The organism is Pseudomonas sp. NPDC087336, from assembly GCF_044744285.1.
In the GTDB taxonomy this organism is placed as follows: domain Bacteria; phylum Pseudomonadota; class Gammaproteobacteria; order Pseudomonadales; family Pseudomonadaceae; genus Aquipseudomonas.
The window spans coordinates 56,497-68,534 of sequence record NZ_JBIUYA010000015.1 but is presented as its reverse complement, the minus strand read 5'-3'; the positions used below and the strand labels follow the sequence as shown (position 1 = coordinate 68,534).

The following is a 12,038-nucleotide window of genomic DNA, read 5'->3' as shown; positions in this document are numbered from 1 at the left end:
TGCTGATCGTTCCCACGCTCTGCGTGGGAATGCAGCCCGGGACGCTGCGCGTCCCAAAGCGGACGCAGAGCGTCCATTGAGGCATTCCTTTGCTGCGCGTAGGAAGAATCGAAGTCATCAACTCGCCAATCCCCTCTAGGAGCAATTCTTCGAGGGGACTACAATCGCCACCCCGCCTCGATGGCTGATCCAACCCGCCCATGCTGACCTGTTCCGTACACCCGCTGCCCTATCGCGCCAACCCTGCCGACTACTTCGCGGCCATTCGTCATGCCCCCGGTGCCGTTCTGCTCGACAGCGGCCGCCCCAGTGCCGAGCGCGGGCGCTTTGACCTGCTCAGCGCCTGGCCGCTGGAACAACTGGCGGTAGCGCCTGATGAACGTGGCAACGATTTCCTGCAACGCCTTCGGGACAATCTGACGCGACTGGGCGAAGCATCGCTGCCCGCACCCTATGAGTTGCCGTTCGCGGGCGGCTTGATCGGCTACCTGAGCTACGACTTCGGCCGCCACCTGGAAAACCTGCCGAGCCAGGCCCTGGATGACCTGCAGTTGCCGGATGCGCGTTTCGGCCTGTACGACTGGGCACTGATCAGCGATCACCACCAGGCCACCAGCCAATTGGTGTTTCACCCAACGCTGGCCGACAGCGAACGGCAGCGCCTGATCCAGCTGTTCAGCCAGCCCGCCGCTGACGCGCTCGAACCGTTCAAGCTGCAAGCGCCGATGAATGCCGATCTGAACGCTGATCAGTATCGCGAGGCGATCGAGCGCATCCAGCAATACATCCAGGCCGGTGACTGCTATCAGGTCAATTTCGCCCAACGCTTCCGTGCGCCCTGCCAGGGTGATCCATGGACGGCGTACTGCGCGTTGCGGCTGGCGTGCCCGACGCCTTTTTCCGGCTTCCAAAGCCTGCCCGACGGCGGCGCGGTGCTGAGCCTGTCACCGGAGCGCTTCGTCAAAGTCAGCGAGCGCTTCGTCGAGACCCGTCCGATAAAAGGCACGCGCCCACGGGGCCTTAACGCTGCCGAAGACGCGGCAAACGCCGCCGAACTGCTGGCCAGCCCCAAGGACCGCGCGGAAAACCTGATGATCGTCGACCTGTTGCGCAACGACCTCGGTCGCACCTGCCGCACCGGTTCGGTTCGTGTGCCTGAGTTGTTCAGCCTGGAAAGCTACCCGAATGTGCATCACCTGGTGAGCAGCGTGACCGGCGAACTGGCGGATGATCGGGATGCGCTGGACCTGATCGCCGGCAGCTTCCCGGGTGGTTCGATTACCGGTGCGCCGAAAATTCGCTCGATGCAGATCATCGACGAACTGGAACCCACCCGACGCGGCCTGTATTGCGGCTCACTGTTATACCTGGATGTGCGCGGCGAGATGGACAGCTCCATCGCCATCCGCAGCCTGCTGGTCAAGGATGGGCAGGTGTGTTGCTGGGGCGGTGGCGGAATCGTCGCCGATTCGCAGTGGCAGGCCGAGTATCAGGAATCGATCACCAAGGTGAAGGTGCTGCTCGATACCCTGCAAAACCTGTAATCCCCACCGATCGTGGGACGCGGAGCGTCCCGGGCTGCATTCCCACGCAGAGCGTGGGAACGATCATTGCGCAGCCTAGAGGCTCAAGGCACGGTTGGAAGCCTTGATGAATTCCTGCTTCAGCTCTTCAAACGTATGCACCGCCGGAAATTGCGGGAACTCGGCTATCACGTTGTCCGGTGCATGGAACAGAATCCCCGCATCCGCCTCGCCCAGCATGGTGGTGTCGTTGTAGGAATCCCCTGCGGCGATCACCCGGTAGTACAGACTCTTGAAGGCCAGCACCGACTGACGCTTGGGATCTTTCTGACGCAGCTGATAGCCCGTCACCCGGCCGGTATCATCAGTAATCAGACGATGGCAAAGCAGGGTCGGAAAGCCCAACTGACGCATCAGCGGCTGGGAAAACTCGTAGAAGGTGTCCGACAGGATCACCACCTGGAAGCGCTCGCGCAGCCAATCGACGAACTCGACAGCACCGTCCAGCGGCTTGAGCGTGGCGATCACTTCCTGGATGTCGGCGAGCTTCAGGCCGTGTTCATCCAGAATCCGCAAACGTTGCTTCATCAGCACGTCATAGTCGGGAATGTCCCGGGTGGTGGCCCTGAGGGATTCGATCCCGGTTTTTTCGGCGAAGGCGATCCAGATTTCCGGGACCAGCACACCTTCAAGATCCAGACAGGCAATTTCCACAAGACACTCCCATTGGTATTGTTTATTGAGTCGAGCGAGCCCGAACTCTAGCGACAACTCCACCACCACGCAACGCAGAGGACGCCCCGGCCAGCGCAGCTTTTTGTTACCATCAGCCCCATATAGAGCGCCCAGCGCCACCGACCTGTAGGAAGCCGCCCTGATGAGCCCAACGTTCGACGTCGTGGAACTCGCCACGACCTATGCCAACAAATCCGCCCAGGACATCTTGAAACTCGCTTTTGCCGAGTTCGGTGATGATCTGTGGATATCTTTCAGCGGCGCCGAAGACGTGGTGCTGGTAGACATGGCCTGGAAGCTGAACAAGAACGTCAAAGTGTTCAGCCTCGACACCGGCCGCTTGCATCCCGAAACCTACCGCTTCATCGATCAAGTGCGCGAGCACTACAAGATCGACATCGAATTGGTGTCGCCGGACTACACCAAACTCGAACCGTTCGTGAAAGAAAAAGGCCTGTTCAGTTTCTACAAGGACGGTCATGGCGAATGCTGCGGCATCCGCAAGATCGAGCCGCTGCGTCGCAAGCTGTCTGGCGTGAAGGCCTGGGCCACCGGCCAGCGCCGCGACCAGAGCCCGGGCACGCGCAGCGCCGTGGCGGTGATGGAAATCGATACCGCGTTCTCTACCCCGGAACGCACCCTGTACAAGTTCAACCCGCTGGCGCAGATGACCAGCGAAGAGATCTGGGGTTACATCCGCATGCTGGAGCTGCCGTACAACAGCTTGCACGAACGCGGCTTCATCAGTATCGGCTGTGAGCCGTGCACCCGCCCGGTATTGCCAAACCAGCACGAGCGTGAAGGTCGCTGGTGGTGGGAAGAAGCGACGCAGAAAGAATGCGGGCTGCATGCAGGGAACATCATCAGCAAATCCAAAGCCTGATCCCACCTGGCTCCTACAATGTGTACACACGAATGTCACCATAGGTGCCATTTGTGTGTGCACTTTTAATTTTAACGCCCCAAAAAGTTACACGCTACTTTCCAGACTTCCCCAGTCAACCGACCTCAAAAATCCCGTTGAAAAATAGATACCTGTTCAAACGGTCAATTTATATCGCCGTTTTTTCAGTCACTTAAAACAAATCATTAACAAAACGATTTCAGAAAAGGCTTTTATAGAATCTCAACTGGCACAGATCTGGCTTAAGTGCATACAAGTTTTGTATACAACAATCTCAAAACATACACACACTCAGATCCGCAAGCCTGAAGCGGGACTTCCCATGCGTATTCTCGTGGTCAACGTCAACACTACCGAATCCATCACCCAGGCCATCGCCCGCTCGGCCCAGGCCGTGGCCGCGCCCGGCACGGAAATCGTTGGCCTGACGCCCTACTTCGGCGCCGACTCGATCGAAGGCAACTTCGAAAGCTACCTGGCCGCCATTGCGGTGATGGATCGGGTCATGGCCTACGACCAGCCGTTCGATGCCGTGATTCAAGCCGGCTACGGCGAACACGGCCGCGAAGGCCTGCAGGAATTGCTCAACGTACCGGTGGTGGACATCACCGATGCGGCAGCGAGCACCGCGATGTTTCTCGGCCATGCCTACTCGGTCGTGACCACCCTCGACCGCACCGTTCCACTGATCGAAGATCGCCTGAAACTGTCCGGACTCTGGGACCGCTGTGCCTCGGTGCGGGCCAGCGGCCTGGCGGTGCTGGAACTGGAACACGAACCTCAACGCGCGCTCGAGGCCATCGTGCATCAGGCTGAACTGGCGGTGACCCAGGACAAGGCCGAGGTGATTTGCCTGGGTTGCGGTGGCATGGCGGGGCTGGATGAGCAGATTCGCCAACGCACCGGTGTGCCTGTCATCGATGGTGTGACGGCGGCGGTGACTATCGCCGAATCGTTGGTTCGGTTGGGGTTGTCGACGTCCAAGGTGCGGACTTATGCGACACCGCGGCCGAAAAACATCATTGGCTGGCCGGGGCGGTTTGCGCGATAGACCGCGTTATCGTTCATCGCGGGCAAGCCCGCTCCCACAGGGTTTCGCGTCGTTTACTCATTGTGGTAAGCCGCAAAACCCTGTGGGAGCGTGGCTTGCCCGCGATGGCAACACCTCGGTCTCAAGCCTGACTCAAATAGCACTAAAACGCTGACTCAACCCCCGCTCGGCAAACTGCTCGATGATGAAATCCACAAACGCCCGAGTCTTGCCCGGCAGCAGCTTGTGCTCGGCGTAATAGATGGAAATATTGCCATCATCGACATACCAGTCCGGCAGCACCCTCTCCAACGTCCCCGCCTCCAGATAACCCACCGCAAACGGCATGCTCACCAGTGCAATGCCCAAACCCTGGACGGCCGTGGCACAGGCCGCCTCCGAATCGCTCATGGTCATCCGCGCCTTGAGCGTCAGCGGGCTGTGTTGTCGAGTGCGACTGGTCAACTGCCAGGAACGCACTCGGCCGGTCTGCGGCGAGCGGATGAGAATGCCGCCGTGACGCTTGAGATCATCAGGTTCAAGGATCGCTTCGTGCGCCGCCAGGTAAGCGGCTGAAGCCACCAACACGCGATGGGCCGGGGTCAGCTTGCGCGCCACCACCCCTTGGGGCAATTCGAATCCGCCACCAATCGCGGCGTCGAAACCCTGGGCGATCAGGTCGACCTGCCGATTATCGAAATGCCAGTCCGGGTTGATCGCCGGAAAGCGCCGCAAAAACTCCCCGAGCAGCGGCACGATGTATAACCGCCCGAACACGGTGCCCATGCTGACCTTCAACGTACCCGCCGGACGCCCCTCGGCGCTGGCGAGATTGGCCACGGCATTCTGGATCGTGTGCAGGCTGGCACTGACTTCGCTTAAAAACAGCTGCCCGGCCTCGGTCAACTTCAGGCTGCGGGTGCTGCGCTGAAACAAACGTACCCCAAGCCGCGCTTCCAACTTGGCCACGCTCTTGCCCACGGCTGCCGGTGTCAGGCTCAAGCGTCGCGCGGCCTCGGCAAAGCTGCCGACCTCGGCGCTGCGTACGAAGCATTCGATACTGCTGAAGGTTTCCATAGACGCCATTATAAACCGTTGGTTTACACAGACTATCGCAATTGCCGTCTACTCAGCCTTCAGTGGTCATTAGAAAATAAAACGAGGTCATTTGTTTTTAAATCGGGCAAGCAAATCCGCTCTGTTTGCGACAGGCAGTAATCGGCCCAGGCCGTTAGCGCCTTCATCAAGTGGCGGGGGCCGATGATTTTCATGACCCGTTTCAAGTTGTAGGCGAGCACATCCAAGCTCATCTCCGCGCTTACCGCGGCCAGCTTTCGCGTCAGGAGGTGCGTTGCACCCACCCATTATTTGAGCGTCCCGAAGGGATGCTCAAACGTCCGATTTCGGACTCGCTTCATCTCTGGCGCTTTGCTCAGCCGAAGCTGCATCTCCTCCAATACTTCTTCATGCCCCCAGCGTCGAACTCGGCGTTCCGTGCTCGGTGTGCACTGAAATTCAACGTGCAGCCATGGCATTTCGAACTCCAATAACGATGCAACTTCAGGCCTTTTTCAACGTAGGAATAGTGCCAGATCAGCGACTCTCCAGCCGGACAAATGTATTCGTTTTTTACCAAGTCATAGATGAAGGCATCGTTATTGAAACGCCCGTCACCCTTGGCTCCAGAGGTCATCGGCTTGGGCACATAGGCGATGATACTTGCATCGTGACAAGCCAGAATTTGTTCGCTTTTGAAATAAACTCGGTCCGTCACCACCGAAAACGTTTCTGACGCTATCGGCTCGCGAGCCTGCTTGGCCATCGAGCTGAGTTGATCACGGTCGGAACCGACGTTGGTCACCTCGTACGCAACGATCAAATGGTGCTGAATATCGACCGCTGTCTGCACGTTGTAGGCCACTATTTCCGCTGTACCTTTCTTGCGTTACTTGCCGGAGTACCGACACGTTACACCTCGTGCAATCAACACGAAAAATCTGGTGGGAGGGTTTCTTATTCATTTCAAAAATTCAGCATTGCGTCTGCTCCAGGGCCCATTCTTTCTCAGCCAGCAGACAGTCAACCTGTTGTCTTTTGTATAGCTCGGCCAAAATTGGCTCTTTGGCAGACCGAGTCGGTCGACCAAAAGTGTTCTGGAAGATCATTCTCCTGACATTGATTGGCGTGGTGCTCACCCTAGTGAACAACCTCTACTCCTTCGTCATTGGCACAACTGACTTTCACCTTCGGTTTTTTTGGCTCTTATGCCATTGCCAGCAGTTGGATTGGGCGATGTGCGAAGACTGCAAAAGGACAAGCAACTTCCCTTTATCAAATTTTCTTCTATGCAGGTGCCAGTGCGGTGGGTACTTGGGGAGGAGCTTTTGGCAGCATGCTCACTGGCTGGGTGTGGGGCTGTTCATCGCTGGCCTGCTGACTGTTTTCCTTCTGTTCTCACTGAAACTCGCTCAAGAGGCGGCCCGCCAAACCTGACGCTCAACCCACCCACAATCACAAAGGAAGAGGCCTGTCCTGAACGACCCGTTTCATAACCAGCGTCGAGGTCAGACGTTGCACGTTGGGAAGCGTCGAAAGACTCTCATCGTAGAGCCTTTGAAACGCAGGCAGATCCTGAGTGATGACGTGCAACAGGTAATCGGGTTCGCCAAATAGTCGTTGAGCGTCGACCACTTGAGGGATATCAACAAGTGCTCTCTCGAATGCCTCGACCGCTTGCCTGTCACCTTCACGCAACGTGGCAAATACCATGGCGGAAAAGTTAAGGCCTAATGCGCCTGGATCAAGCTGTGCTCGATAGCCGAGCAGCACACCCGACTCTTCCAGTGCGCGTACCCGTCGATGGCAAGGGGAAAGGCTCAGCCCAACGCGCTCGGCGAGTTCGGTGACTGAAAGGCGACCGTCCTTTTGCAGTTCAGAAAGAATCTTGCGATCAATCCTGTCCATTTAGAAAAATCTCCCCACTAATAGCGACTAGCTGATTACCTTTGGAAGTAAATTCTAACAAGAATTCATTATTCTTCCTTGCACCAATAATTACCGGAGCGGGACGATGCAGTACGCGGGATGTCAGCAGCAGGGGTGGATAGCACCATGACCTTGAGCGTTTTCGTTGCCTTTTGGGCAGTGTCGATTTTATTCGTCATAACCCCGGGCGCAGATTGGGCCTATGCAATTTCGGCAGGCCTAAAGGGCCGAGTGGTCATACCCGCCGTGGGTGGGCTGTTGTCCGGCCATTTGATCGCAACCATGATTGTTGCCGGCGGTGTCGGCACGCTGGTGGCCAACCACCCCACTACCTTGACCGTACTGACCGTTGCCGGGGCGGGCTATCTACTTTGGCTGGGCCTGAATATGCTTGCGCACCCCGCTACACCACACTCTGATGAAGTTCAGACATCGGGATCCTGGACGCGCTGGGCGATCAAGGGGCTTTGCGTGAGCGGGCTGAATCCGAAGGTGTTCCTGCTGTTCCTGGCGCTTTTACCGCAATTCACCGACGCCACCGCTGCCTGGCCTGTGCCGATGCAAATGATTGCGCTGGGGCTCATCCACACCTTCAGTTGCGGCGTGATCTATCTGCTGGTCGGATTTGGCTCGCAGGTGGTACTGCGGGCACGTCCAGCTGCAGCTCAATTCGTCAGTCGTTTTTCCGGCGCGGCCATGATCATCATCGCAGTCATTCTGCTCAGCGAGCAGATGTTCAGTTAATCCAATTTTTCCGCGAGACCACATCATGAGCGATCAGCCTTCGCCGTATGGCAACGCCCAACCGGCGACCCGAGTGCGAATTCCGCACCTGAAACAAATGAAAATGGAGGGCCAGAAATGGGCGATGCTCACTGCGTATGACATGTACACCGCAGCCATTTTCGAGGAAGCGGGAATACCCGTCCTGTTAGTCGGCGACTCTGCATCCAACAATGTCTACGGTAATGAATCCACGCTATCGATCACCGTTGACGAAATGATCCCTCTGATTCGTGCGGTCAGCCGTTCGACCCGACGGGCACTGGTGATCGCCGATCTTCCATTCGGCTCCTATCAGGCATCTGCGGAACAGTGCTTCCATACAGCGGTGCGCTTCATGAAAGAAGGCGGTGCGCATGCGGTCAAACTCGAGGGCGGGATCGAAATGCTGCCGCAGGTCGAGAAGCTCGTGAACTCAGGCATACCGGTCATGGCGCACATTGGCTTTACCCCTCAGATGGAACATCAGCTGGGCGGTTACCGCGTCCAGGGCCGAGGCGAAGATGCGCAGCGCCTGATTGATAGTGCCAAAGCGCTTGAGGCCGCTGGTGCCTTTGCTGTTCTGATTGAGATGGTGCCTGGTGACGTCGGTCGAGCGATCACGGAAGCCATTTCAATTCCGACTGTCGGGATTGGCGCGGGTAAGCATTGCGATGCCCAGGTGCTGGTCTGGCAGGACATGGCCGGACTGCGCGGCGGCCGTCTGCCGCGATTCGTCAAACAATACGCAGATCTTCGATCAGTACTTCACTCGGCAGCGAGGGACTTTGCGCTTGAGGTGAATGCTGGAACATTTCCAGGCCCTGAACATACTTTTCAGGCCCAGCCCTCACCGTCCAGGGAGTTGTGATGAAAAGTCCAAGAGAGCGTGCAGCCGAAGGTCTTGAGGTCGGAGACCGATTCACGGTAGTCCGCTGTTTTACAGAGGACGATATTTGCCGATTCGCGCAAATCTCTCGCGATTACAATCCGGTTCACTGCGACACACGCTACGCAGAGTTGCGTGGGTTCAAGGCCCCCATTGCCCATGGCTTGCTGACGGCCAGCCTCGTCACCGAAGTGGGTGGGCAAATTGGTTGGCTCGCTACAGGAATGAGTTTCGAGTTTAAACGTCCCGTGTATGCGGGAGACGAGATCACCTGCCACTGGCTCATCGTTGATATCGATGAGCGCGGTCGCGCAAAAGCAGAAGTCAGAATACTGAACGCAGAGGGCATTACCGTGCTGGAGGCGAAGACGACTGGCGTACTGCCTGGGACTGAGGAACGTCAGCGCTTGAAGCAGATGCTCGCTGATGGAGATCCAACCAATGGAGTCAAACACTTTGTCGGGTGATTGCTTGCCATCGATGGGTGGGTGTCCGACTTTAGCTGCTGGGTACCGACTGCGGCTGCACAGGGCGCAGCCCGTCGGCACCATGTCTTTCATTTCGCTAAGTGTTATCGCCGAGATGGGCCCCGGCCCTCCCACAAATTCGCCGGAACACATACGGCTCCATCCAACAACAACCTTGCCGTTCGCATCAGCCCGCAACTGACCAACTGGCCATTGTGCAGACGCAGTTCCACGGTGAACTCGCCCATCGAGTGTTCCACCGAAACTTGCTTAACGTCTCCATCCTTCACCCTGGCCAGACGTGAAGCCACACTGCCCTCGATCAAGCAGGCAGCGGCAACACTGACCGCACCGAACACTCCAATGCTGGTATGGCAACGATGAGGGATGAATGTACGGGTGCTAAGCGCCCCACCGGCTTGTGCCGGTGCAATCAGGCACATTTTGGGCACGTTGCGCTGACTAACATCGCCGAGGTTCATGCGCGGGCCGGCCTGCACGCGGATCGATTCAAGGCGGGCTTTCAACTCAGTATTGGCATCCAGTTGTGCCGGACTCTCATAGCCGCTCAAAGCGAGGTCTTCGGCTCGGATCAGCACCACTGGCATGCCATTGTCCACGCAAGTGACTTCAACGCCGTCGAACAGATCCACTGCATTGCCAGTCGGCAACAAAGCACCGCAACTGGAGCCGGCGACATCCTCGAACTCCACGATCAACGGCGCACCACCGCCGGGAACTCCGTCGATTCGCGCATCACCGGTATAGCAAACGGCACCATTGGGGGTAGGCACATGCGCAATCGCAATCTGCCCGGTGTTCTCCATGAAGATACGCACCGGAGTCACATCACCCGTCACATCCACCAGTCCGCGTTCGATGGCGAACGGGCCGACACCGGTGAGGATGTTGCCGCAGTTCTGGCCATAATCGACTCGCGGCTCCTCCACCAACACTTGGGCAAACAGGTAATCAACATCAGCTTCGACACGCTTGGACGGCTTGATGATTGCCACCTTACTGGTCAGCGAGTCGCCGCCACCGATGCCATCGATCTGGCGCGCATCTGGCGAGCCCATGACGGCCAGCAAGACGCGGTCTCGCAGTGCCGACTCATCTGGCAAGTCCTGAGCAAGGAAATAAGCCCCTTTCGACGTCCCACCGCGCATCAACAGGCAAGGAATGCGTGTCTGGCTCATGCTCAATCTCCGAGATCGTCAAGACTGTCGACGTACCGCAACCCTTTTTCAGCGAGGCGTGCACGCATGTTGTAGATGTCCAGCCCCAATTCGCCCTTCGCCAAGCGCAAGGCCTTTTGCTCTTCCAGATCGGCACGCGCTCGACTGGCTTCGACAACCTGGGGCACTTCGCCGCGACGCACGATAACCACACCATCGTCATCGGCTACCACCACGTCACCTGGGTTGACCAACTGACCGCCGCATACCAGTGGCAGATTGACCGAACCAAGGGTCTCCTTGATCGTGCCCTGAGCACTGATGGCGCGAGACCAAACCGGGAACCCCATCTCGCGCAGCGTGTGGGTATCACGCACGCCGGCATCGATCACCAGGGCACGCACGCCGTGAGCCTTGAGCGAAGTGGCGAGCAGGTCGCCGAAGTAGCCGTCGGTGCATGGCGAACTGGGGGCGACCACCAGGATATCGCCGGGGCGGCACTGCTCCACCGCCACATGGAACATCCAGTTGTCGCCCGGTGCCACCAGCACCGTGACCGCCGAGCCACTGATCACTGTGCCTCGTTGTATTGGTGTGATCGAAGACGTCAGCAGGCCTTTTCGCCCCTGAGATTCGTGGACGGTCGCGACACCGAAGCGCCGCAATTCATCGACCAACACCTGGTCGGCCCTGGCGATATTGCGCACGACAACACCGGTTTTTCCGATCAACTCGCTCATCCCAGATTCTCCGTCACGCGCGGGAAGATGCTTTGGTAGCCCTCGCCATAAATGATGTCGCGGCTGGAGGTGATCCCTACGTTGCGCTTGGCTTGCACACCACGCTGCAGGGCAACGCGCGTGTAGTACTCCCAGAGGTGTTCCTGACCGGCCATGCACTGGATGGCGGCGTACTTTTTGTCCCAGACCGAAGTGATGTCCAGCAACACGTCAGGGCGCCATTCGCATTGCTCGGGCTGGTGAGGTTCGAAGCTGTAGACCGGTGGTGCGCCGACGATTTTCTCACCCGGTTTGTAGCCTTCGGCCTGGGCGATGATACGCGCCTCTTGGGTCAGGTTCATGGCAAGCGGGTGATCGTAGTTGTAAGGATCTTTCAGCGAATGGCTCAACACGAATTCGGGCTGAACCCGGCGGAACACATCGGCCAGGCGAAACAGCGTTTCCTTGTCGGCACGCATCGGGTAGTCGCCGATATCGAAAAACTCGACACTGGCACCCAGGATATCGGCGGCGGCCTGGGCCTCTTCGCGGCGAGCGCTTTTGACTTTGCCTTCGCTCATCTCGCCCTTGCGCCACAGCTTGGCGGACTCACCGCGTTCGCCGAAGGACAAGCAGACGATGTGCACGTTGTAACCCTGCTGTGCATGCAGCGCGATGGCACCACCGGCACGCCAGACGAAATCGGCAGAGTGTGCGCTGACGACCAGCGCGTTTTTTGGTGATTCGTTCATTGCGGATTCTCCTCCTGCGTTTCGAAAGAGCATCGCACCGCGAACCACTGAGGTAGAAATGCGTTAGAGTTTTCGAGGTATGCTTTTTTTTTAT

General features: G+C 57.9%; 12 protein-coding genes and 1 pseudogene. 6 read left to right on the top strand and 7 right to left on the bottom strand.

Translation table 11 applies throughout. From position 1 onward, the window contains the following. The first annotated feature begins 200 nt into the window (after nucleotides 1-200). The gene (gene pabB / locus ACIO0C_RS16805) at nucleotides 201-1,544 is read left to right on the top strand and encodes an aminodeoxychorismate synthase component I (protein WP_401313869.1); all 1,344 of its coding nucleotides are present in this window, start codon (nucleotides 201-203) and stop codon (nucleotides 1,542-1,544) included. Nucleotides 1,545-1,619: 75 nt separating this feature from the next. On the opposite strand, the gene thrH is transcribed toward pabB, so the two are convergent. After that, nucleotides 1,620-2,237, bottom strand: a complete 618-nt coding sequence (gene thrH, locus ACIO0C_RS16800; protein WP_401313867.1) for a bifunctional phosphoserine phosphatase/homoserine phosphotransferase ThrH — start codon at nucleotides 2,235-2,237, stop codon at nucleotides 1,620-1,622. A gap of 163 nt (nucleotides 2,238-2,400) precedes the next feature. On the opposite strand from thrH, the gene ACIO0C_RS16795 reads away from it, so the two are divergent. Together ACIO0C_RS16795 and ACIO0C_RS16790 are read left to right on the top strand one after the other, a co-directional pair. Then, the gene (locus ACIO0C_RS16795; protein ID WP_007971943.1) at nucleotides 2,401-3,141 is read left to right on the top strand and encodes a phosphoadenylyl-sulfate reductase; all 741 of its coding nucleotides are present in this window, start codon (nucleotides 2,401-2,403) and stop codon (nucleotides 3,139-3,141) included. A gap of 343 nt (nucleotides 3,142-3,484) precedes the next feature. Further along, nucleotides 3,485-4,213, top strand: a complete 729-nt coding sequence (locus tag ACIO0C_RS16790; RefSeq protein WP_401313865.1) for an aspartate/glutamate racemase family protein — start codon at nucleotides 3,485-3,487, stop codon at nucleotides 4,211-4,213. Nucleotides 4,214-4,345: 132 nt separating this feature from the next. Here the strand turns inward: ACIO0C_RS16790 and ACIO0C_RS16785 are convergent, their stop codons facing one another. The 3 genes and pseudogenes from ACIO0C_RS16785 to ACIO0C_RS16775 form a co-directional block, all read right to left on the bottom strand. Next, nucleotides 4,346-5,269, bottom strand: coding sequence for a LysR substrate-binding domain-containing protein (locus tag ACIO0C_RS16785; RefSeq protein WP_401313989.1), 924 nt, complete (start codon nucleotides 5,267-5,269; stop codon nucleotides 4,346-4,348). Between the two features lie 149 nt (nucleotides 5,270-5,418). Further along, a pseudogene (locus tag ACIO0C_RS16780) lies at nucleotides 5,419-6,116 on the bottom strand (transposase); the annotation flags it as partial. Between the two features lie 587 nt (nucleotides 6,117-6,703). After that, on the bottom strand, nucleotides 6,704-7,156 hold the full coding sequence (locus ACIO0C_RS16775) for an Lrp/AsnC family transcriptional regulator (RefSeq protein WP_008004522.1): 453 nt from the start codon (nucleotides 7,154-7,156) through the stop codon (nucleotides 6,704-6,706). 147 nt (nucleotides 7,157-7,303) lie between these two features. Between ACIO0C_RS16775 and ACIO0C_RS16770 the strand changes: the two genes are divergently transcribed. From ACIO0C_RS16770 to ACIO0C_RS16760, 3 genes are read left to right on the top strand one after another with little or no spacing between them, the layout of a single operon-like run. Next, the gene (locus tag ACIO0C_RS16770; protein WP_056854685.1) at nucleotides 7,304-7,921 is read left to right on the top strand and encodes a LysE family translocator; all 618 of its coding nucleotides are present in this window, start codon (nucleotides 7,304-7,306) and stop codon (nucleotides 7,919-7,921) included. Between the two features lie 25 nt (nucleotides 7,922-7,946). Beyond that, a complete protein-coding gene (gene panB, locus ACIO0C_RS16765) occupies nucleotides 7,947-8,810 on the top strand; it encodes a 3-methyl-2-oxobutanoate hydroxymethyltransferase (protein WP_401313864.1) in 864 nt (287 codons plus the stop codon). Further along, nucleotides 8,810-9,295: a MaoC family dehydratase gene (locus ACIO0C_RS16760; protein WP_401313862.1), complete on the top strand. Its 486-nt coding sequence runs from the start codon at nucleotides 8,810-8,812 to the stop codon at nucleotides 9,293-9,295. The genes panB and ACIO0C_RS16760 overlap by 1 nt, the downstream gene beginning before the upstream one ends. Nucleotides 9,296-9,399: 104 nt before the next feature. On the opposite strand, the gene ACIO0C_RS16755 is transcribed toward ACIO0C_RS16760, so the two are convergent. From ACIO0C_RS16755 to galB, 3 genes are read right to left on the bottom strand one after another with little or no spacing between them, the layout of a single operon-like run. Beyond that, complete coding sequence (locus ACIO0C_RS16755) at nucleotides 9,400-10,494, bottom strand: 4-oxalomesaconate tautomerase (protein WP_401313860.1); 1,095 nt, start codon at nucleotides 10,492-10,494, stop codon at nucleotides 9,400-9,402. A 2-nt stretch (nucleotides 10,495-10,496) separates the two neighbouring features. Then, the gene (locus tag ACIO0C_RS16750; protein ID WP_056854689.1) at nucleotides 10,497-11,213 is read right to left on the bottom strand and encodes a 4-carboxy-4-hydroxy-2-oxoadipate aldolase/oxaloacetate decarboxylase; all 717 of its coding nucleotides are present in this window, start codon (nucleotides 11,211-11,213) and stop codon (nucleotides 10,497-10,499) included. Beyond that, nucleotides 11,210-11,944, bottom strand: coding sequence for a 4-oxalmesaconate hydratase (gene galB / locus ACIO0C_RS16745; protein WP_253397357.1), 735 nt, complete (start codon nucleotides 11,942-11,944; stop codon nucleotides 11,210-11,212). Before galB ends, ACIO0C_RS16750 begins: the two co-directional genes overlap by 4 nt. Nucleotides 11,945-12,038 lie beyond the last annotated feature (94 nt).